Annotated in this window: 13 protein-coding genes; 10 read left to right on the top strand and 3 right to left on the bottom strand. The window is 72.8% G+C overall.

What is annotated here, in order from left to right; genetic code table 11:
- Positions 1-123 precede the first annotated feature (123 nt).
- Together WMF42_RS01380 and WMF42_RS01375 are read left to right on the top strand one after the other, a co-directional pair.
- The gene (locus WMF42_RS01380; protein ID WP_437689856.1) at positions 124-1,233 is read left to right on the top strand and encodes a hypothetical protein; all 1,110 of its coding nucleotides are present in this window, start codon (positions 124-126) and stop codon (positions 1,231-1,233) included.
- A 135-nt stretch (positions 1,234-1,368) separates the two neighbouring features.
- Positions 1,369-2,745, top strand: coding sequence for a cytochrome P450 (locus WMF42_RS01375; protein ID WP_061606550.1), 1,377 nt, complete (start codon positions 1,369-1,371; stop codon positions 2,743-2,745).
- Positions 2,746-2,810: 65 nt separating this feature from the next.
- Here WMF42_RS01375 and WMF42_RS01370 read toward each other — a convergent pair whose 3' ends face one another.
- Both WMF42_RS01370 and WMF42_RS01365 read right to left on the bottom strand, forming a co-directional pair.
- Positions 2,811-6,278 carry a cadherin-like beta sandwich domain-containing protein gene (locus WMF42_RS01370; RefSeq protein WP_437689855.1) on the bottom strand — a complete coding sequence of 1,156 codons (3,468 nt, stop codon included), beginning with the start codon at positions 6,276-6,278 and terminating at the stop codon, positions 2,811-2,813.
- Positions 6,279-6,483: 205 nt separating this feature from the next.
- Positions 6,484-6,663 carry a hypothetical protein gene (locus tag WMF42_RS01365; RefSeq protein ID WP_437689854.1) on the bottom strand — a complete coding sequence of 60 codons (180 nt, stop codon included), beginning with the start codon at positions 6,661-6,663 and terminating at the stop codon, positions 6,484-6,486.
- 129 nt (positions 6,664-6,792) lie between these two features.
- Here WMF42_RS01365 and WMF42_RS01360 point away from each other — a divergent pair, with 129 nt between their 5' ends.
- From WMF42_RS01360 to WMF42_RS01350, 3 genes are all read left to right on the top strand, one after another.
- A complete protein-coding gene (locus WMF42_RS01360) occupies positions 6,793-7,761 on the top strand; it encodes a hypothetical protein (RefSeq protein ID WP_437689853.1) in 969 nt (322 codons plus the stop codon).
- Between the two features lie 191 nt (positions 7,762-7,952).
- On the top strand, positions 7,953-10,163 hold the full coding sequence (locus tag WMF42_RS01355) for a DUF362 domain-containing protein (RefSeq protein WP_437689852.1): 2,211 nt from the start codon (positions 7,953-7,955) through the stop codon (positions 10,161-10,163).
- A gap of 97 nt (positions 10,164-10,260) precedes the next feature.
- Positions 10,261-11,721, top strand: a complete 1,461-nt coding sequence (locus WMF42_RS01350) for a pyridoxal phosphate-dependent decarboxylase family protein (RefSeq protein WP_437689851.1) — start codon at positions 10,261-10,263, stop codon at positions 11,719-11,721.
- On the opposite strand, the gene WMF42_RS01345 is transcribed toward WMF42_RS01350, so the two are convergent.
- Positions 11,718-12,968 carry a ferritin-like domain-containing protein gene (locus WMF42_RS01345; protein WP_437689850.1) on the bottom strand — a complete coding sequence of 417 codons (1,251 nt, stop codon included), beginning with the start codon at positions 12,966-12,968 and terminating at the stop codon, positions 11,718-11,720. The genes WMF42_RS01350 and WMF42_RS01345 overlap by 4 nt on opposite strands.
- Before the next feature lie 412 nt (positions 12,969-13,380).
- On the opposite strand from WMF42_RS01345, the gene WMF42_RS01340 reads away from it, so the two are divergent.
- The 5 genes from WMF42_RS01340 (at position 13,381) to WMF42_RS01320 (ending at position 20,674) form a co-directional block, all read left to right on the top strand.
- A complete protein-coding gene (locus WMF42_RS01340) occupies positions 13,381-14,109 on the top strand; it encodes a regulatory protein RecX (RefSeq protein WP_437689849.1) in 729 nt (242 codons plus the stop codon).
- A 99-nt stretch (positions 14,110-14,208) separates the two neighbouring features.
- Positions 14,209-17,613, top strand: coding sequence for an ATP-binding protein (locus WMF42_RS01335; RefSeq protein ID WP_437689848.1), 3,405 nt, complete (start codon positions 14,209-14,211; stop codon positions 17,611-17,613).
- A gap of 390 nt (positions 17,614-18,003) precedes the next feature.
- A complete protein-coding gene (locus WMF42_RS01330; protein WP_437689847.1) occupies positions 18,004-18,975 on the top strand; it encodes a lectin-like protein in 972 nt (323 codons plus the stop codon).
- 59 nt (positions 18,976-19,034) lie between these two features.
- Complete coding sequence (locus WMF42_RS01325) at positions 19,035-19,451, top strand: GAF domain-containing protein (protein ID WP_061611210.1); 417 nt, start codon at positions 19,035-19,037, stop codon at positions 19,449-19,451.
- A gap of 62 nt (positions 19,452-19,513) precedes the next feature.
- On the top strand, positions 19,514-20,674 hold the full coding sequence (locus WMF42_RS01320) for a radical SAM protein (RefSeq protein ID WP_061611211.1): 1,161 nt from the start codon (positions 19,514-19,516) through the stop codon (positions 20,672-20,674).
- Positions 20,675-20,864: the final 190 nt, after the last annotated feature.

Below are 20,864 nucleotides of genomic sequence, written 5' to 3'. Positions count from 1 at the left end.
GGAATCGTGCTCATCGCCGCGCAGGTGTTTCTCATCACAGGAGACCAGTGCATACTACATCTACAGGGGTTCGAGAGCGCATCAACGGTTTGCGCATTCCCCCTGCCGGGAGGAAGAGGACAAATGAAAGCACTGAAGTGCGGCGCGCTGGTTCTTGGTCTGCTTGCCGGGGCATGCAACGGATCGCCTGCGCCCGGGTCCGGCGAAGAGGGCGAGGTAGGACGGATCCGCGTGGCGCTCTCCACGCCAGGGCCCACGTACGACGTCTCCGCGATCAACATCAAGGTCGTGAACGCATACGACAGCTGTTATTACGGGGAGGCTGTCGCCGAGGCGACGGTGCCCCTGGAAGAGGAGGCGCTGCCGGCGGATCTCGTCCCTTCCGGCGGCGAGAACCATCCGTTCGCGGATGCGCTGTTCGTGCTCCCGCCCGGAGACTACTGGGTCTGCGCCGCGCCGCAGACGGACGTCGGTGCGCCCTCGTCGCATTGCTATACGGCCGAAGGCTATGTCTCGGTGTTCGGCGGCTCGACCGTCGAGACGACGCTTGTCTCGCACTGCACAGGCGAGCCGAACGGCGGCCTGGACGTGATCGCGGCGCTCAACTCTCCGCCGCAGATCACCGATCTCGACATCGCGGAGAGCAAGTTCATCACCACGTGCGAGGAGGCGACCATCACGGTCAGCGCCGGCGATCCGGACGGGGACGAGGTGAGCTACTACTGGTACCAGGTCTCCGGGCCGGCGTATGCGGCGCTCTCGCCGAGCGGCGCGACGGCGACGTTCAGCACGACGGTGGCCGGCAACTACGAGCTGGGCGTCATCGCCTACGACACCTGGGGCTACGGCACCTCGCTCACCTTCCCGATCCACGTCTCGCTGGAGGAGGACTGTGACGGCGGAGGCGGCGGCGGCGGCGGCGGCGAGGTGTGCCAGACCGGGGAGGATGTCGGGACGGGCTCGCCCTGGGTTGTGTGCGCTGCGGACAAGGACACCGCGTGGGTCTCGGCCAACTCCGAAGGCTATTTCCACCTCGATCTCATCTGCCAGGAGCTCGGCTACGCGGCCGCCGGGGCCATCGGCGGTACTTGCGGCAACGTGTGCGGCTACTGCGAAGACGCCACCTCCTGCGGTAGACCGGGACAGCGGTTCTTCGACGGCGGCGGGGAGTGCGGCACGGACGAGCTCGGACGGTTGATCTGCTACACGGTCCAGTGGGAGTGCGTGAACTGACCAGCGCCTGACGCGCCTCTCCGGCGGGGAAGCGTCTCCTCTCCATTCCCCGCAGGCGGCGCTCGTCCAGCGCGCGCGTCGGAGATCCCGCCAGAGGTCGCCGGGTCGGTGGTACAAGACGGGATCGCACCCACCATGAGCACCGCCCTCCCGGCCTCCTTCACCGATCTCCCGCTCCTGCGGGGCCGCAACCCCTTCGCCCGCCGCGTCAAGACCCGGCATGGATTCCCCATCCTCCCCGGCGGCTTCCCTGTCGTGGGCCACCTGCCGGCGCTCGCCATCGACGAGCTCGGCCTGCTCCGTGAGGGCCGGCGCCGCTTCGGCTCGCTCTTCTGGACCCGGGGCGTCGAGGGCTGGCAGCTCGTCCACGCCTCGAACGACGCCTTCTCGCTCTTCAAGAGCAGGTCCGTCGACTCCTCGTATCTGACGGAGGGCGGGCTCGGCCACCTCTTCGGTCAGACGCTGATGGCCCACGACGGCGCCTCGCACCGCCACGTCCGCACCGCGATGAACGGGCCCTTCTCGCCGAAAGGCCTCGACGCCGCGGAGGTCGGCGCGGTCGTCGCGGCGAGCGTCGAGCGCAGGGTCCGCTCCTGGCTCGGCCGGCGCGATGTCCTGCTGCTGCGCGAGACCCGCGAGCTGGCCCTCGAGGTGATGTTCAAGATCACGGGCGTCGAGGACGACGAGCTCCCCGAGTGGCGCCACCACTACGAGGATCTGATGCTCCTGGCCCTCGACCTGCCGTTCGACGTGCCGGGCTCGCCGCGACGCCGCGGCCTCCGCGCCCGCGGCTGGCTCGACGCGCGCATCCGCCGGATCCTCGCCGACGTGCGCGCCCGAGGCGAGGCGAAGGGCCTCCTTCCCGCGCTGCTCCAGGCCCGCGACGAGGACGGCGAGCCGCTCTCGGAGCAGGATCTGGTGGGCAACCTCCGCCTGCTCCTCCTCGCCGGACACGAGACCTCGGCCTCGACCATGGCCTGGTGCGTCGCCCACCTCGCCGAGAGCCCCGCGACCTGGCGCGCGCTCCGCGAGGAGGCGTCGAGCGCGCCGGATCTCCCGCGCTCGCCCGCTGATCTCCGCCGCTTCCCCTTCGCCGAGGCCGTGTTCCGCGAGGCGCTCCGCCTCCACCCGCCTGTGGCCCGCGACGCCCGCCGCGCCGTCGCCGATTTCGAGCTCGAAGGCCGCACCGTCCCCGGAGGGACGCTCGTGGCGATCCCGCTGATGCTGATGTCGCGCGATCCCGAGCGCTACCCGGATCCGGACAGCTACCGCCCCGAGCGCTGGCTCGGCCGCAAGGAGGCGATCTCGCCGCTCGAGATCGCCCAGTTCGGCGGCGGCGCGCACTTCTGCCTCGGCTATCACCTCGCCTGGATGGAGATCGTCCAGTTCCTCGTCGCGCTCGGGCGGACGCTCCCTGCCTCGGGCCCAAGGCTCCAGGGCGGATTCCCGGCCCCGCGCTACCTCCCGGTGCTCCGCCCCGCGGCGGGCACGCGCGTCCGCTTCGACGGCTGAATCTCGCATCGGCCTGGCGGACGATGGCGCCAGGGTCCGGAGCGTCTCCCGTGGCGCGCCGGGCCCTACCAGCGGGCGCTGTAGCAGGCGCCGCTTCCGGCCGCCGCGTCGCTGGCGCCGTCGCCGTCGACGCCCGTGGCGCTGCTGTCCTCTCCGGCCGCGCCGACGACGAGCGTGGTGGCCGAGAGGGCGAGCCGCGCCCCGAACGCGTCCGACGCGCCCGTGTTCGCCGCCTTGATGTACGAGGCCTGCGCCCAGGCGCCGCCGGAGCGCTCGAACAGGTACGCTGCCCCGCTCTCGGGAGCGCCGTTGTCGGACTCGACGCCGCCCCACCCCGCGGCGCTGCTGTCCTCGCCGGACGCGCCCACGGCGAGGAAGTCCTCGTCGATCGAGACCGATGCCCCGAACACGTCGCCTGTCTCGGCGTTCGACGCCTTGAGGTAGGCCTGCTGCGTCCACGCGGCCCCGCCGCGCGCGAACACGTACACGGCGCCGCTCCCGGGCGCCGTGTCGTCGTCCTGCGCGCCGTTCACGCCCGTGGCGCTGCTCGCCTCGCCCGTCGCGCCCACGGCCAGGGTGTCCCGGTAAAGCGCGACGCTCGCGCCGAACACGTCGTTCGCGCCGGTGTTCGACGCCTTCAGGTACGCCTGCTGGGTCCACGCGGCCCCGCTGCGCGTGAACACGTAGACGGCGCCGCTCCCGGCAGCGCCGTTGTTCGCCTGCGCGCCGTTCACGCCCGTGGCGCTGCTCGCCTCGCCCGTCGCGCCCACGGCCAGGGTGTCCCGGTAAAGCGCGACGCTCGCGCCGAACCGGTCGCCCGAGCCGGTGTTCGACGCCTTGAGGTACGCCTGCTGGGTCCACGCCGTTCCGGAGCGCGTGAACACGTAGGCGGCGCCCGCCTGCGACGCCGTGTTGTTGGCCTGCGCGCCGTTCACGCCGGTGGCGGAGCTGTCCTCGCTCGGCGCGCCCACGACGAGCGTGTCGCCGTCGAGCGTCACCGCGTTGCCGAACTGGTCCTGGGCGTCCGTGTTGGACGCCTTGAGGTAGGCCTGCTGGGACCATGTCGCGCCGCTGCGCGTGAAGACGTAGACAGCGCCGGCGTTCGGCGCGGTGTTGCTCGCCTGATCGCCGTTCACGCCGACGGCGCTGCTGTCCTCCCCCGGCGCGGCGACCGCCAGGGTGTCGCCCGAGAGGGCGAGGCTGTGGCCGAAGTTGTCGCTTCGATCCGAGGTGGAGGGCTTCAGGTACGCCTGCTGGACCCAGGCGACGCCCTCGCGCGCGAACACGTACACGGCGCCGCTGCTCTTCGAGTTGTCGGCCTGGTCTCCATCGACCCCCGTCGCGGCGCTGGCCTCTCCGATCGCGGACACGGCGAGCGTGTCGCCGTCGAGCGCGACCGCGTAGCCGAACTGGTCGCCCGCGTCCGTGTTGGAGGCCTTGAGGTACGCGGAGGCGATCCCGCCGCGGAGGACCACCACGCCATAGGTCGTCGCGTCCCCGCTCGGCGCGGTGACCTCGACGGTGATCGCCGTGGCGCCGCCCTCGGTGAGCGTGATCGGCGGCGAGGCGATCCCCGAGGGGACAGCGGTCCCGTTGACCGTGATGGCGGCGCCCGGGGTCGACGCTGTCGGCGTGACGGTGATCGAGGCGATGTGATCCTCGACGGACACGACATACAGCGCCGCGGCGGGGTCGAAGTCCGGGCTCAGGCTCCCGCTCGAGACCGAGAGGCCGGAGAGGCTCGAGTCCGTGCTCGCGCAGGCGCCGGCCACGCACGCCTCGCCCGCGCTGCAGGTCGAGCCGGCGCCGGCCCCGGCGCAATCGCCTGTCGCGCCGCAGTAGGTCTCGTCGGAGAAGGGGTCGACGCAGGCGCCGCCGCAGGCGACGAGGGGCAGCGCGCACGAGGCCTCGCACGCGCCCTCGCTGCAGATCTCGCCCGCGCCGCAGGCCGCGCCCGCATCGCTGCCGCGGCAATCGCCGGTCGCGCCGCAATGATCGCGGTCGGTGGCGGGGTCGACGCACGTGCCGTCGCACGCCACGAGCCCGCTCTGGCACGACAGCTCGCACGTCCCCGCCCCGTTGCAGATCTCTCCCGCCGGGCACGCGACACCTGCGTTGTCGCCGCGGCAGTCGCCGGTCGCGCCGCAATGGTCGCGGTGGGTGTCGGGGTCGATGCAGGTGCCGTCGCACGCCACCAGCCCGCGCTGGCACGACGGCTCGCACGCCCCCGCCCCGTTGCAGATCTCCCCGGCCGAGCACGCGAGGCCCGCGCTGTCGCCGCGGCAGTCGCCGGTCGCGCCGCAGTGATCCCGGTCGGTGTCGGGGTCGATGCAGGTGCCGCCGCACGCGACAAGCCCGCTCTGACACGACAGCTCGCACTGCCCGGAGCCATTGCAGATCTCCCCGGCCGAGCAAGCGAGGCCCGCGTTGTCGCCGCGGCAGTCGCCGCTCGCGCCGCAGTGATTCCGGTCGGTGTCGGGATCGATGCAGGTGCCGCCGCACGCGACAAGCCCGCTCTGGCACGACAGCTCGCACTGCCCGGAGCCATCGCAGATCTCTCCCGCCGGGCACGCCACGCCAGCGCTGTCCCCGCGACAATCGCCTGTCGCGCCGCAGTGGTCGCGGTCGGTGTCGGGGTCGATGCACGTGCCGTCGCACGCGACAAGCCCGCTCTGGCACGACAGCTCGCACTCCCCTGCCCCGTTGCAGATCTCCCCGGCCGAGCACGCGACGCCCGCTCTGTCACCGCGGCAATCGTCCGTCGCGCCGCAGTGGTCGCGGTCGGTGTCGGGGTCGATGCACGTGCCGTCGCACGCGACAAGCCCGCTCTGGCACGACAGCTCGCACTCCCCTGCCCCGTTGCAGATCTCCCCGGCCGAGCACGCGACGCCAGCGCTGTCCCCGCGGCAGTCGTCGGTCGCGCCGCAGTGGTCGCGATCGGTGTCGGGGTCGATGCACGTGCCGTCGCACGCCACGAGCCCGCTCTGGCACGACAGCTCGCACGTCCCCGCCCCGTTGCAGATCTCTCCCGCCGGGCACGCGACACCTGCGTTGTCGCCGCGGCAGTCGCCGGTCGCGCCGCAATGGTCGCGGTGGGTGTCGGGGTCGATGCACGTGCCGTCGCACGCGACAAGCCCGCTCTGGCACGACAGCGCGCACTCGCCGGAACCGTCGCAGATCTCTCCGGCCGAGCACGCGACGCCAGCGCTGTCGCCGCGGCAATCTCCCGTCGCGCCGCAATGATCGCGATCGGTGTCCGGATCGACGCACGTCTCGTCGCAGGCCACGCGCCCCGCGGTGCACGCCACCGCGCACTCGCCCGCCCCGTTGCAGAGCTCCCCCGCGGCGCAGGCGACGTCGCAGGACCCGCAATGCGCCGCGTCGGTGGCGAGATCCACGCACACATCGCCGCACAGGACCTGGCCTGTCCCGCACTGGGGCGCCCCGCCGCTGGTCGATCCGGGGGCATCGTTCGAGCAGGCCGCGACGAGCAAGGCGAAGCCGAGGAAGAAGAAGAACCGCAGGTGGGGCATGGTCAACCTCGATATAGGGCCGTGGGGCGGACGACGACGGGTGACTGCAGGTGCTGGCCGGCGATGCGCTCCGGGCTCCGAGCGACAATCGGGCGAGGCGCGGCTGCATGGCGCAGCGCGCTCCAGGGGAGATCGGCTGTCGAGCGTAGACGATCCGCGCACCGCGGAGCCAACAGGAACGACACCGGCCCGCGCGGCCCGCCGCTCACGCCACGGCGTCGCGCGCGGCCTCGCCCTGGATGCGCACGCGCTCGCGACAGGGCCGCCCCCCCTTCCCGGGCGTCTCCGGGGCCGCCTCGCCGCCGAGGGCGCGGAAAGCCAAGCCGACGAGCGCGGCGGACGACGTCCCGTCGTCGTCGGCGTCGGCGTGGTGCACGACGGCCACGCGGGCGCCCTGCGCCCCGGCGCGGCAGAGGAGAGCCCGCGCACCTCGCGGGCCTTGTCGGCGGACAGCATGGAATAAAATTGCTGCGAGCCCGATGCCGTGGAGTCGAGGACGACACACCCTGTCGACATGATTCGACTCGGCCACGTCTGTCAGTCGCTCGGAATGCCGGAGCCGTCGCTGAAGACCGCCCAGCTCGGTCGCTACCTCAAGGGCCTGGTCGACCTCACGCCGATCTACAGGTACAACGCCGAGTACGTCCGGCGATCTCTCGTGTACTCGACCGGCATCGGCCTGACGGCGCACCGCATCTCGAGCGACCTCTTCCCGCTGCTCGATATCGCGCCGGGCGCGCGCATGCTGGTGCCGGACCTGCGATCCGTCCGCCGCGCAGCGGAGCGGGGCGATGTTCACCTGTCGAATCATCCGAGCCAGTTCGTTGTGCTCTCCTCGCCGCGCGAGGAGGTGCTGAACAACTCGCTCGCGGTCATGAACGATCAGGGCTGGGTGATGGATCTGATCGGCGCGCGGGGCTCGATCACCCTGCACGGAGGCGGTGTTCACGGCGATCGCGAGAGCACCGCCTCGCGGCTCCGCGAGGGGATCGCGCGGCTCGCGCCGCCGGCGCGGGATCGGCTCGCGCTGGAGAACGACGAGCGCTGCTGGACGGTGCCGGAGCTGCTCGAGGCCACCGGGGGCGAGGTGCCCATCGTGTTCGACAACCTGCACTGGTCGGCGAACCCGCGGAGCGCGCCGTACGAGCTGGAGCTCGAGGCAGCCCTCCGCTCCTGGCCGGCGGCTCGGCTGCCCGAGCTCCATTACAGCGAGCAATGGAAGGGCAAGCCGGCCGGGGCGCACGCCGAGCACATCACCGGCCGCGGGCTGCTCCGCTACTGCGAGGAGGTCGAGGAGGCCTCGGGCGGCCGCGAGGTGGTGGTCATCGTGGAGGCGAAGCAGAAGGATCTCGCGATCGTCCGCGCCCTCGGGGAGCTGACCAGCCGGCAGCGCGCGCGCATCGAGGCGCTCGTCCCGGGCCTCGCCGCGGCCTCGGTCCGTGGCTGCGCGACGAGCGCCCCGCGCCTCGGCTCCCCCGCGTGAAGGCCGCCGGCGCACGGCGACCCGGAGAGCAGAGGCCAGCAGTCGTCGTCCCCTGAGGTCTCGCCATGGCTCCGGCGATCGACGTACCCGGCACCCCGTTCGTGACCACTGCCCTGATGGAAGGGCAAGCAGCCGGCCGACCCTTTCCTTCTTCTCCCCACCGCCTTTTGGCTCCATCGTGCTCCGCGAGGATGAACAGCACACGAGCGAGCCACGGCCGCCCCGCGCGGCGTCTCCCCTCCGCGATCGCGGCGCTCCCGGCGCTGCTCGCCGCCCTCGCGGGCTGCGGGGACCGGCGGCGCCCGCCGGACGGGCTCGCGGGCAGCGCCACCGCCGCGCCGCAGCCGCCGCTTGATCCGCCGCCGCCGCCGACGCCGCCGGCGCCCGCGGCCGCGTCCGCCGCGGCCTCGGCGACCGCCTCCTCGTTCGCCGCCGCCTCCGCGCACCCGGCCGTGCCCACCGCGCTGCCGAGCGCGTCGAGCGACGTCGTCGCGGGCGCGTCGCAGCGGTACGAGGCCGGCCCCTCGGTGATCGCGTCCGACAGCATCGACGGCGCCGCCCTCCGGAAGCGGCACGTCGCGCGCATCAAGGCCGACGACTCGCCGGTCACCGTGCTGCGCGGCCAGGGCCCCCTGGAGCTCGGCAAGCGCCTCTGCGAGGCGGTGGTGCCCCGGCGGCCCGCGGCGACCCCCGTGCTCCTCAAGCCGAACGTCTGCGGGTTCGACAGCGTGAAGGACCCGGCGAAGCACAAGGGCGACGACGGCGTGACCGGCCGGATCACCCAGCCTGAGTTCGTGCGCGGCGTCGTGCAATGCCTCAAGGCGCGCGGGCACACGAAGATCACGATCGCCGAGGGGTGCGGCCACTCGCACAAGTTCTGGAAGGACCTCGCGCAGCGGACCGGCTACGAGGCGATGGCCGCGGAGGAGGGCGTCGCGCTCGTCGCCATGGACGACGACGGGGTCTACGACGTCGCCGGAGACAGGCCCGGACAGCCGCTCGCCATCCGCGGAATCCAGGCGAGCCACGTGCCGACGCTGCTCATGCCCAGGGTGCTCGCCGAGCACCTCGATCGCGGGCTGTTCCTGTCGCTCCCCCGGATCAAGATGCACAGGTATTCGGTCATCTCGGCCGGCATCAAGGGCATGCAGGGGACGGTGATGCTGTCGGACAGCGCGCCCGCCTACAAGCAGAAGTGGCGGATGCACAGGGAGCTCAAGCCCTACCTCGACTCGAAGTCGGCCGGGCAGGAGGACCGCGCGCTGTACCTCTCGTCGCTCCGCGTCTTCGCCGAGCGCATGGTCGACGTGCTCGAGATCTCGACGCCGGACGCGGTGCTCGGCGACGGCGCGCCGGGGATGGGCGGAGACGGCTTCCAGGTCCTGCGCCCCACCGCGGAGATGGTGGCGATCGGCGGCACGAACCCGGTGCGCGTCGACCGCGTGGTGGCGGAGTTCATGGGCGTGTGGAACAGCCCAGCGCTCGCGCGCGAGCTCGACGGCCACCGGACATCGCCGCTCATCGAGGCCGCGGCGAAGCGCTTCGGGCTCGACCTCGAGGCGACCGCGATCACGGGAGACGGCGCAGACCTGCTGAAGAGCCCGAGGCCGGTCCACTACAAGGCGATGGCGCCCTTTCGGCTCGACTGGGAGCCACCCGGCCAGGCGCCCCCGCCCGGAGAGCCCGCGAAGGGGCCCGAGCCCGCGCCGCCGCCCGCGCCGGAGGCGCCCGCCGGCCAGCAGGACGCCGGGGCCGGCGCGGCGCCCGCGAAGCCGGAGGCGCGCGCGTCGCGGCTCTTGCCGGGCGAGGAGATCGCGATCGACGGGAAGGTCGACGACGCGGCCTGGAGCCGCGCGAAGGCCGTGCAGTGGGACACCGATTATGCCGGCAAGAGCACCGGGATCCTGACGCGGGCGCGGTTCCTCTGGTCGAAGGACGGGCTCTATGCGCTCTTCGAGCTCTCGAGCGCCGGGCTCAACACCGATCGATCGAAGCCGGTCGGCGCGGAGCGGAAGGGGCTTTATACGGAGGACTGCGTCGAGCTCTTCCTGACGCCGGCGCCCGCCTCGCCGGAGCGGTACTTCGAGGTGGAGATCGGGCCTTTCGGGCATTTCTTCGACATCGCTGTCGATCGCGGCGCGCGCCAGGAAGACACGGCGTGGTCGAGCGGCGCCACGATCGCGACGAGCCGGCGCGTCTCGGCGCGCACGGCCGTGATCGAGGTGCTGCTCACGGCGCCGGGCATCGTGCAGGCGCTCGCCCCGAAGGAGCGGCTGCCCATGAACCTGTACCGCATGGAGGGGAAGGCCCCGCGCAACTACCTCGCGTGGAGCCCACCGAGGACGAAGAAACCGAACTTCCACGTGCCCGAGGCGTTCGGCGCGCTCGTCATCGAGCCCTGAGCCGGGCAGGCAGCACACGCCGTCTCGCCACGCCCGCCGACGTCCTCGCCCGGACGCCGCGCGACCCGGAGCGCGCGATGACGTAGGATGGCGCGCGTTGGCCCGCCCGAAACGCCCGCAGTCAAGCCCGCACCCGCTCGAGCTGCCGGGCGACGTCATGCGCGAGATGGTCGAGCTCGCGATGGACCGCATCGTGCGGCACATCGAGAGCCTGCCGGAGCAGCCGATGCACGCGACGCGGGGGGGCAAGCGGCTCGCGCGCTCGCTCCGTGAGCCGCTGCCCGAGCGCGGTATGCCTTACGAGAAGCTCCTCCGGAGGCTCTTCGGCAAGGTCATCCCGATGAGCCTGAACACCGCGTCGCCCGGTTACATGGGGTATATCCCGGGCGGCGGGCTCTTTCACGCGGCGGTGGCCGATCTGATCGCCGACGCGGTGAACCGGTATGTGGGCGTCTTCCAGGCCGCCCCGCTGCTCGTGCAGATCGAGGTCAACGTGATCGCCTGGTTCTGCGCCATGCTCGGCCTGCCCGAGGGCTCCGGGGGGATCCTCACGACGGGCGGCTCGCTCGCGAACCTCGTCGCGGTGATCACCGCGCGCCGCGATCGCCTCCCGCCGGACTTCCTGCGGGGGACGCTCTACGCCTCGGAGGAAGCGCACCACTCGGTGACGAAGGCCGCGCTCCTCGCCGGCTTTCCGCCGGAAGCCGTGCGCGCGATCCCGGTGGACGGGCGCTTCCGCATGCGGCCCGACGCGGCGGCGGAGGCGGTGGCGCGCGACAGGGCGCGCGGCCTCTCGCCCTTCCTGCTCGTCGCCTCTGCGGGCACGACGAGCACCGGCGCCGTGGACGATCTGCGCGCCCTCGCCGACCTCGCCGAGGCCGAGCGCCTCTGGCTGCACGTCGACGCGGCGTACGGCGGCTTCTTCGCGCTCACCGAGCGGGGGCGCGCGGCGATGCGGGGGATCGAGCGCGCCGACTCGGTGACGCTGGACCCGCACAAGAGCCTCTTCTTGCCGTACGGGACGGGCTGCCTCGCGGTGCGCGATCGCGAGGCGTTGCGGCGCGCGCACGCGCTCTCCGCGTCGTACATGCCGCCGATGCAGGCAGAGGACGATCTCGTGGATTTCTGCGCGATCAGCCCCGAGCTGTCGCGCGACGCGCGCGGGCTGCGGGTGTGGCTGCCGCTGAAGATGCACGGGGCCGCCGTCTTCCGGGCCGAGCTCGACGAGAAGCTCACGCTCGCGCGCGGCGCGGCCGACGCGCTCCGGCAGATGGCGCATATCGAGGTCGCGGCGGAGCCCGAGCTGTCGCTCCTCGCGTTCAGGGCGCGCCCGCCCGGCGTCGACGACGGGCCGGCGCTCGACGCGCTGAATCGACGCCTCCTCGCGCGGGTGAACGCGAAGCAGCGGGTGCTGCTCACGGGGGTGGTGGCCGGGGGGCGGTTCCTGCTGCGGATCTGCATCCTGTGCTTCAGGACGCACGCGGACCGGGTGAACGTGGCGCTCGCCGACGTCGCGTCGAGCCTCGCCGAGGTGCTGGAAGAGCTCCGCGACGGCTAGACGAGCGCGGCGCCGAGGCCCGACGCGGCGTGGTGCGGCGCCGTGGGCGCGGGCGCGGACAGGAGCGCCTCGGCGCACGGCCCGATGACCTCGCGGATGGCGTCGAGGTGGCAGCGCGCCCGCTCCGCCTCGGTGAGGCGGCCGTTGTCGCGCCACGAGGCGACGTCGACCCCGGCGCGCTCGGGGCCGCGCGCGGCGCGCGCCCCGGCGAGCGCCTCGTCGAACGCCCGCGCCACCGCCGCGCGCACCGGCTCGCCGCCGCGCGCGATGGCCCAGCGCACGAACGCCCAGGCGAGCTCGGCGTGGGCGGCCTCGTCGGCGGCGATCCGGTCGAGGGCGCGGCGGACCTCGGGGTCGCGCGCGCGGTCCCGCTGCGCGGCGGCCTGCAGCGCGGCGAGCGTCTCACCCACGCAGCCCTCGCGCACCGCGCTGGCCGCGGCGCTGGCGAGCGTGGGCGCGTCGAGCGCGCCGTCCATGGCGAGCGCCCCCGGGCCGAGCGGCCGGCCGGCGTAGCGGCTCGCGAGCGTGAAGCAGTCCCGCGCGTGCTGGAGCTCGTCGGCGAGGGCGCGCTGCGCGGCGCCGATCAGGCCGGGCGGCGCGCCGAGGGCGAGCAGGTCGAGCGCGAAGCGCGCGAAGGAAGCGATCGACGCGTGCTCGAGGCGCGCGTCGGCGAGCCACGCCTCCGCGAGGGCGGCGCGCGTCACGGGATCGAGCGCGAGCGGCTCGTCCGCCGCTGCGTCGAGCGCCCAGTCGGCCCGCGCCTCGACGCCGGCCAGGCGCGGCGCGCCGCCGACGAGGAACGGGCGGCCACACCCGCCGACGCCGGTATCGAAGTTATCGTAGCAACACTGACCGTCCTCCAGCACGCCGTTCTCGTAATGCATGCAGTACTCCGGCGGCTGCAGGAACTCGCTCGGGCAGGCCTCGGCGGGCCTGTCCTCCCCGCCGACGCCGAGCGTCCCACCGCCCCCTTCGCTACCCGGGTTCTGACCGGCGTACTCCCAGGCATCTTCAGGCGAGAAGCACCGCCTCTCGTAGAGGCCACCGCCGGCGCCGCCCTGGCCGCCGGTGCCGCCCTGGCCGCCGGTGCCCCCCTGGCCGCCGGTGCCCCCCTGGCCGCCGGTGCCCCCCTGTCCGCCGGCGCCGCCGGCTCCTCCTGTGCCTGTTGCCGCGCCGCCGCCGCTATCGCCCTGGCAGCCGACCGTCAATGACAGGCCGGCGAACATGCTGGCTCCCAGGATCCTCATGATGCGCGTACGCAATTCCCTGCTCATGATCGTCATCGCCCTCCGAGCGGTGCGTCGCGGTTGAGCAGCGAGCATGCCAGTCCAGGCTCCGGCGCCACGGCCGCTCCCACGCCCGGAGAGGGCGAGGTGCCTCGCTGTCTCGATTCCTCTCTGATCTCGTGGAGATCATGGGCCGGGCGCCGGCCGACACGACCCCATCGAGCACCACCGGCGGCCCTCGCCGCCCGCGGCACCGCTCCCCGACCGCGAGGCGCTCGCTTGCCGTCCTGCGCCGCATTGCGCCAGAATGCGCAGCGCTCTCGCCCGCTCCCGTTCCCCTGCCCTGGCGCACGACAGCGGCGACGGGCTCTTCCGCTCGCGCCCACCGCCCGATGCTTGCGGCGCGCGCGGCTCGCGCCATCGTGGCCTGCGCATGCCCATCATCACAGGGATCGTCCCCTCGCCCGACAAGCCCGGCCACGTCGTCATCCTGGTCGACGGGGTGCCCTTCGCCACGGTCCCCGAGGAGCGCGCCGCGGGCCTCTCGCCCGGACAGAGCAGCCCGGGGACCCCGGCGGAGCCGCTCCGGCCACCTGGCGAGGGCGCGCAGAAGACGTACGAGCGGGCGCTGCGGCTGCTGTCGTTCCGGGCGCGATCGGCCCGGGAGCTCGAGAAGCGCCTGATCGAGAAGGGTGAGCCCCGCGAGCACGTGACCACCGTGATCGAGCGGCTCTGCGCGAACGGGCTCCTCGACGACGCGCGCTTCGCCGAGGCGAAGGCGCGCTCCGGCATCGTGGGCAGGCCGCGCTCGCGCCGCCGGATCGAGCAGGATCTCGCCCGCAAGGGCGTCGCCCGCGACGTGGCCGACGCGGCGATCCGGCAGGTGATGGCCGACGAGGGCACTGACGAGCTCGCCGTGGCCGAGCGGGCGGCGCGCAAGAAGCTCCGCTCCCTGGCGCGCCTCGAGCCCATGGAGCGACGGCAGAAGCTCTATGCCTTCCTCGCGCGGCAGGGCTACGCGCCCGACGTCGTGCGCCGGGCGATGCGCGCGGTGGGTGACGCGATCGACGCGATCGACGCGACCGACGCGACCGACGCAACCGACGCAACCGACATCATCGACGCGACGGACCCCCCGCCCCCGGACGACGACGGGGCATAACGCCACACCCCCTCTTCGCCCCGCCGGGGCCGCCGGTTCACCCGACGCGCACCGGCGTTGGGCGCTTCTCCGGCCCTCTTCACCACGCTACAAGGAGCCATGTCGTTCAGGTCGGAGGATACGCCGTTGGACCGCGCGGACGCTCGAGCCGTCCTCGCCGGCGGGGGCGAGATGGGCGAGCGCATGCGCGCGCTCGACTGGTCGGGGACGCCGCTCGGCCCTGTCTCGTCCTGGCCGCAGAGCCTCAAGACGTGCGTGCGCATCATCCTGACCTCGCGCCAGCCGATGTTCGTCTGGTGGGGCGACGCGCTCATCAACCTCTACAACGACGCCTACAAATCGATCGTCGGCGGCAAGCACCCCGAGGCGCTCGGACAGCCCGCCTCCGTCGTCTGGCGCGAGATATGGGACCAGGTCGGGCCGCGCGCCGCGTCGGCGATGCGCCGCGACGAGGGCACCTACGACGAGGCGCTCCTCCTCATCATGGAGCGGCACGGCTACGAGGAGGAGACGTATTACACGTTCTCCTACAGCCCCGTGCCGAACGATCAGGGCGGGACTGGCGGGATCATCTGCGCCAACACGGATGACACGCGGCGCATCATCGGAGAGCGGCAGCTCGCGCTGCTCCGCGAGCTCGCCGCGCGGACCGCGAACGCGCGCACGTGGGAGGAGGTCTGCACCCACAGCGCGCGCTCGCTCGAGACCGACGCGAAGGATCTCCCGTTCGCGCTCCTCTACGTCCTCGACGCGGACAGGCGGCGCTTGCAGCTCGCCGGGATCACGGGCATCGCGCGCGGGCACGCCGCGGCCCCGGAGACGATGGAGCTCACGGACGAGCCTCCCTGGCCGGTGGCCGAGGTCGCGCGCGGGCACGAGGCCTGCCGCGTGATCGAGCTGTCCCCCGACCTGCGCGACCTCCCGACCGGCGCGTGGCAGAGGCCACCGACGCGGGCCGCTGCGCTCTCGATCGCCGCGACGGGCGAGACGGGACGCGCGGGGGTCCTGATCGTCGGGCTGAATCCATTACGCCTCTTCGACGACGACTACCGCGGCTTCCTCCACCTCGTCGCCGGCCAGATCGCGGCGAGCATCGCCAACGCGCAGGCCTACGAGGAGGAGAAGCGGCGCGCGGAGGCGCTCGCCGAGCTCGATCGCGCGAAGACCAACTTCTTCAGCAACGTGAGCCACGAGTTCCGCACGCCGCTCACGCTGATGCTCGGGCCGCTCGAGGACGCGCTCGCGTCGCCGAAGCGGAGCCTCCACGGCGCCGATCTCGACACCGCCTACCGCAACGCGATCCGCCTGCTCAAGCTGGTCAATGCCCTGCTCGATTTCTCGCGCATCGAGGCGGGCCGGATCCAGGCGTCCTACGAGCCGACCGATCTCTCCGCGCTCACCGCCGACCTCGCGAGCGCCTTCCGCTCCGCCATGGAGCGCGCCGGGCTCACGTTCGAGGTCGATTGCCCGCCGCTGCCCGATCCCATCTACGTCGATCACGACATGTGGGAGAAGATCGTGCTCAACCTCCTCTCGAACGCGCTCAAGTTCACGTTCGAGGGGACGATCGCGATCGCGCTCCGCCCGCGCGGCGATCGCGTCGAGCTCACCGTGCGGGACACCGGGACGGGCATCCCGGAGCACGAGCTCTCGCACCTGTTCCGGCGGTTCCACCGCGTCCAGGGCGCGCGGTCCCGCACCCACGAGGGGTCCGGCATCGGGCTCGCGCTCGTCCACGAGCTCGTCCGCCTCCACGGCGGGACCATCCACGCCGCGAGCAAGGTCGCCGAGGGGACGACGTTCACGATCTCCCTCCCTCGCGGGACGGCGCACCTGCCCCAGGACCGCGTGAACGCGAGGCGAACGCTCGTGTCGATGGCGACGGGCGCGGCGCCCTATGTCCAGGAGGCGCTCCGCTGGCTGCCCGGAGCGGAGCCCGGCGAGGACGCCGGCCAGCTCGCGCGGGCGCTGACGTCGCCGGCGGACCCCGCGATCGAGGCCGGCCCCGCGGCGCGCATCCTCCTCGCGGACGACAACGCCGACATGCGCGAGTACGTCGGGCGCGTGCTGCGCGAGCGTTGGACGGTCGAGGCGGTCGCCGACGGCGCCGCCGCGCTCGACTCCGCGCGCGCGCGCCCGCCGGATCTCGTGCTCACCGACGTGATGATGCCGAACCTCGACGGCTTCGGCCTGCTCCGCGCGCTGCGCGACGACGAGCGCACGAGGGGCGTCCCGATCATCATGCTCTCCGCGCGCGCGGGCGAGGAGTCGCGCGTCGAGGGGCTCGAGGCGGGCGCGGACGACTACCTCGCCAAGCCGTTCTCCGCGCGCGAGCTCGTCGCCCGGGTCGCCACGCACCTCCAGATCGCGCGCCTGCGCGCGGCGGCCGAGCGCGAGCGCGAGAAGCTGTACGACCTCTTCATGCAGGCGCCCGTCCCCATCGCTGTGTTCGCCGGCCCCGAGCACCGCTACGAGGTCGCGAACCCGCCGTACTGCGAGATGGTCGGCCGGCCGGAGCTCGTCGGGAAGGACGTGCGCGAGGCGTTCCCGGAGCTCGGCGAGCACGAGGTGATCGCGACCCTCGACCGCGCGCTGAAGAGCGGCCTGCCGCTGCACGTGACCGAGCTGAACGTCCCGATCGAGCGCGGCGGCGTCGCGAGCGACGCCTTCTTCAACTACGTCGCGCAGCCCATCCGCGACCCGTCCGGGGCCGTCACGGGCGTGATGGTGATCGCCTTCGAGGTCACCGCGCAGGTGCTGGCGCGGCACCGCATCGAGCAGCTCAGCCAGCACCGCGAGGAGCTCATCGCGGCGCTCGCGAAGACGAACCAGGAGCTCGACCAGTTCGCCTACGTGGCCTCGCACGACCTCAAGGCCCCCCTCCGGGGGATCGCGAACCTGTCGGAGTGGATCGAGGAGTCGCTCACGGGGAAGATGGACGACGAGACGCAGGAGCACCTCCAGCTCCTGCGCGGGCGCGTGCGCCGCCTCGAGACGCTCATCGACGGCATCCTCCACTACTCGCGGGCGGGGCGCCTGCGGGGCGACCTGGTCAGCGTCGACACCGGCCAGCTCCTCGCCGAGGTCGTCGAGCTGCTCTCGCCGCCCCCCGAGGCCCGGGTCGAGATCGCGCCCGGGATGCCCACGATCGTCACCGAGCGCGTCCCGCTCCAGCAGGTGTTCCAGAACCTCATCAGCAACGCCCTGAAGCACGCGCGCCGCAGCGACCCGCGCGTCGAGGTGACCTGCACGGACGCCGGCGAGCTCCACGAGTTCGCCGTCAAGGACAACGGGCCTGGGATCGCGCCCGAGTACCACGATCGCATCTGGGGGCTCTTCCAGACCCTCGAGTCGCGCGACAGGGTGGAGGGCACCGGGATCGGGCTGTCCGTCGTGCAGAAGATCGTGCAGAGCCGCGGCGGCAGCGTGTGGGTCACGTCGCACCCCGGCGCAGGCGCGACGTTCTTCGTGCGCTGGCCGAAGCGTGTGAAGGAGGAGGCGTGAGTGCGCGAGAGCTCCCGTGAGGACGCACACGCCCGGACACCTTCTCCTCGAAAGTTGGCGAGTTCAATTTTCTTCTTGGCGTGAAGCCACGCTATCCGCATACTCGCGATCCATCTGATAGGGTGGCAGCACACTCGCTCACTCCACGGCGATCGTGCTCCGCCCTACACGGCGGCATCGCGGCAGCAGCGCTCATCGCATGGGCCGCGGACGCGCCGGAGCCAGGGGGACACCGCGCCTCGCGGGATCGAGAGGCGACTACCCCGGCCCGTGACGCGGCGCGCTCATCGGCTGCGTCCCACGCCAGCGCTGCGGCGAGCGCGCGTGACGCGGCGCTCCTCGACGCGACAGCGCGGCTCGCCGGCGGGATTCATCAAATCAGGAGGGAACATGCTCAAACGGCTCGCTCGGATCTCTCGTCTTCTCGCGCTACCCCTCACCGCGGCCTCGCTGGCCGCCGTCGGCCTCGCGGGCTGTAGCACCGCCGGCCCCGCCGACGCGGCGATCGAGGACGCGGACACCTCGAACGTGCTGATCGACGCCCGGGGCGTCGCGCGCCTCGCCCCCGGCGAGCGGCTGTCGGTCGACCTGCGCGCGCGCGACGTGGTGGCGCACGTCGCCTTTGATGGACTCGACTTCAGCCGGGTCGATCTCGCCTTCGGCGACGAGGGCACGGCGCCGCTGGCGGAGGTGATGGCGCCCCTGTTCTCGCACCCGTACAGCCCCCTCGAGGCCGCGGACGGGCGCTTCGTGATCACCGCGGATCCCGCGAACATCCCCGAGCTCACCGCGGACGACATCGCGGCCCTCGAGGTGGAGCGGATGATCGCGCGCGAGCACGGGAGCCGCGCGCCCACGGCGCAGCCTCAGTCGATCAACGACTGCGTCGAGCAGACGATCTACTTCTATGTCGACATCGTGATCAACGACACGGTGCAATCGATCCTGTGCGCGCACACCATCGTCGTCTGCGGCTCGACGACATGCGACATGCAGACCCACAACGGGCACAATTACCTGTTCTGTGATGGACAGGAGTCGTGGACCGACGCCAAGGCGAGCTGCGCGAGCCAGGGCATGAGCCTGGTCACGCTCAACGACGCGGAGGAGGAGGCCTGGGTCACCGGCTTCGCCTCGGCCTACTCGACGCAGAAGTGGTGGATGGGCATGAACGACAGGGCCTCCGAGGGCACGTTCGTCTGGGACAGCGGCGACGCCGTGTCGTACACCAACTGGTACCCCGGCGAGCCGAACAACGTCAGCAACGAGGACTGCGGCCAGCTCAACCGGTTCTACCCGGAGCCCGGCTGGAACGACGAGCCCTGCTCCCTGCACCTGCGCTACATCTGCGAGTCCGACTGACGGCCCCGCCGGGGCCTCGCGGTTGACGCGCGCGCCGCGCCGATCGAGGGTGCGGGCCCATGAGCGCGCGCCGAGAGTCGCTGGAGCCGTGGCTGCGGAGCTTCGTCGCTGACAACGGGGGCATCGCCGGCACCGTGCACCTCGTCGAGGGCGACGCGCTCGCGCTGGCCGCGGCCGTGAACATCCCCGAGAAGGTGCAGGAGATCACGCGCCGCGTCCCGCGCGGCAAGGGCATGGCCGGGCTCGCCTGGGAGCGCGGCCAGCCCGTCCAGACATGCAACCTGCAGACGGACACGTCCGGCGACGTCCGCCCGGGGGCCAGGGCGGTCGCGGCGCAGGCGGCCGTGGCCCTGCCGGTGCGCGACGCCTCGGCCAGCGTGCGCGCTGTCGTGGGCATCGCCTTCGCCGGCGAGCGCGAGCTCGACCGGGAAGCGCTCGCCGGGCTCGCCGAGGGCGCGGGCGCGCTGCCGGCCTGACACCGTCGCTCGGGCGCCGGCCCTTGTCTTTCGCGGCGCCGATGCGACGATGGGCGCCTTCCATGGAGACGAACGGCGGCAGCGCGCCGCAAGCACCCCTCGATGATCCGCTGGAGCCGGGCGCCCGGCCGCACGTCCGCCTCGAGGACCTCGTGCGGGCGGGCGAGCCGCTCACGGCGAAGCTCGCCCGCCGGACCGCGCCCGGCGTGCTCTACGAGCGAGGGCCGGAGGCGGGGTATCTCCGGTGCACCGCGTGCGCGCACCGCTGCGTCCTCTCGCCGGGGCGCGCGGGCGCGTGCGGGGTCCGCTTCGAGCAGGACGGCGAGCTCCGCGTCCCGTTCGGGTACGTGGCGCGCCATTACGTGCGCTCGGTCGAGACGAATACGATCTTCCACGTGCGCCCCGGCGCGCTGTCGCTCACGTTCGGGATGTTCGGGTGCGATCTGCGCTGTCCTTATTGCCAGAACTGGAAGGTCTCCCAGGCGCTGCGCGAGCCGGGGAGCGACGGTGAGCCGATCGACATCAGCGCCGCGGACCTCGTCGAGGTCGCCGTCCAGGCGGGCTGCGAGGTGCTCGCGAGCGCCTACAACGAGCCGATGATCACGGCGGAGTGGGCGCGCGCGGTCTTCACCGAGGCGCGGCGGAGGGGGCTCGTCACGGCGCTGATCTCGGACGGCAACACGACGCCCGAGGCGCTCGAGTACATGCGCCCTGTCGCGGACGTGTTCCGCGTCGATCTGAAGGGGTGGAGCGCCGACCAGTACCGGACCCTCGGCGGCCGCGTGGAGCCCGTCCTCGCGGCGATCGGCGAGGCCCGGCGCCTCGGCTACTGGGTCGAGGTCGTGACGCTCGTCGTCCCCGGCTTCAACGACAAGCCGGACGGCCTCCGCGCCCTCGGCGCCGAGATCGCCCGGGTCGACCCCGACATCCCGTGGCACCTCAACGCCTTCTACCCGCGTTACAAGATGCGCGACCTCGCGACGACCGACCCGGCGTTCCTCGTGGACGTCGCTGGCGTCGCCTATGCCCGCGGCATGAAATACGTCTACGTCAGCAACGTGGCCGACCGGGTGCGCGAGCTCTCGCATACCCGCTGTCCGGCTTGCTACGAGGTCGTGGTGCGGCGGTTCAACTATGAGACGCAGGAGGTCCTCCTCTCCGGCGGCGCGTGCCCCTCGTGCGGGACGCGCGTGCCCGGCCTGTGGGGACCGTCCGCCGCCTAGCGTTGCCCGGCCGAGCGGCCCACACCTGCCGAGTGCGCGCGCGCCGCGCCGCCCAGGACATGTTTCTGCGAGGCATCTGCCTCGTTTCCACGAGGGCCGCTCGGGCCGATCCGAGGGACTGGCCGGCTGGCCGGATGCCCGACTGGCAGCTCGCCGCTCACGTCGACTGGCCTGCTGGCCTGCTGGCCGG

It is taken from the genome of Sorangium sp. So ce176 (assembly GCF_051519835.1).
Classification (GTDB): Bacteria; Myxococcota_A; Polyangia; order Polyangiales; family Polyangiaceae; genus Sorangium; species Sorangium cellulosum_G.
The sequence above is the reverse complement of the archived record's forward strand: the minus strand, read 5'-3'. Positions and strand labels throughout refer to the sequence as shown.